Genomic DNA, 1,480 nt, shown 5'->3' with positions numbered 1-1,480 from the left:
GCAGAAACCTGTGTTTTTGGTAAACAGTCGCTTGGGCCTATTCTCTGCGGCCATCCGAAGATGGCACCCCTTCTCCCTAAGTTACGGGGTCATTTTGCCGAGTTCCTTAACAACAGTTCTCTGGCTGGCCTTAGGATACTCTCCTCACCCACCTGTGTCGGTTTGAGGTACAGGCACCTTTAACCTCGATAGAGACTTTTCTTGACAGTGTGAAATCAGCTACTTCGCTACTTAATTTCGCTCCACATCGTACCCCAGCATTATTCTGACGGATTTGCCTATCAGAACTGCCTCAATACTTGTCCGCACATAACCAACAGTGCGGTTAGCTTATCCTTCTGTGTCATCCCATTTCTCAAACGGTTATTGGTGGTACAGGAATATCAACCTGTTGTCCATCACCTACGCCTTTCGGCCTCGGCTTAGGTCCTGACTAACCCAGGGCGGACGAACCTTCCCCTGGAAACCTTGGGTTTACGGCCGGTGAGATTCTCACTCACCTCTCGCTACTCATGCCAACATTCTCACTCGTATACTGTCCACATGTCCTTACGGTCATGCTTCAGCCTGTATACGAAGCTCCCCTACCTATCATAATGATATCGTAGCTTCGGTAGTACGTTTTAGCCCCGGAAATTTTCGGCGCAGGATCACTCGACCAGTGAGCTATTACGCACTCTTTAAATGAGTGGCTGCTTCTAAGCCAACATCCTGGTTGTCTGTGCAATCCCACATCCTTTACCACTTAACGTACATTTAGGGACCTTAGCTGACGATCTGGGCTGTTGCCCTCTTGACTATGAATCTTATCACCCACAGTCTGACTCCCAAGTAAAAGAAAACGGCATTCGGAGTTTGATAGTCTTCGGTAAGTGCAATACCCCCTAGGACATTCAGTGCTCTACCTCCGTTTCTCTACGCTTGAGGCTAGCCCTAAAGCTATTTCGGGGAGAACCAGCTATCTCCGGGCTCGATTGGAATTTCACCGCTATCCACAAGTCATCCCCGAGCTTTTCAACGCTCGTGGGTTCGGTCCTCCACGAAATTTTACTTTCGCTTCAACCTGCTCATGGATAGGTCGCCCGGTTTCGGGTCTACGACATGCAACTAAACGCCCATTTAAGACTCGCTTTCGCTACGGCTCCACACCTTAAGTGCTTAACCTTGCTACATATCGTAACTCGTTGGCCCGTTCTACAAAAAGTACGCGGTCACACATAAAAAGTGCTCCCACAGCTTGTAAGTGCAGGGTTTCAGGTTCTATTTCACTCCCCTCCCGGGGTTCTTTTCACCTTTCCCTCACGGTACTATGCGCTATCGGTCACTAGGTAGTATTTAGGCTTGGAGGATGGTCCCTCCTGCTTCCCACAGGGTTTCACGTGTCCCGTGGTACTCTGGATCATGCTAGTAGCTTTCTTGTGTCAATTACAGGGCTATTACCTTCTATGGCGGGTCTTTCCAAACCTCTTCATTTACAATA

Annotated in this window: 1 rRNA gene; it reads right to left on the bottom strand. The window is 48.9% G+C overall.

The window, feature by feature from the left end:
* Positions 1-1,480, bottom strand: a 23S ribosomal RNA gene (locus tag CHL78_RS20170); the annotation flags it as partial.

This window comes from Romboutsia weinsteinii (assembly GCF_002250835.2).
Classification (GTDB): Bacteria; Bacillota; Clostridia; order Peptostreptococcales; family Peptostreptococcaceae; genus Romboutsia_A; species Romboutsia_A weinsteinii.
This window is presented reverse-complemented; position numbering and strand designations above follow the sequence as displayed.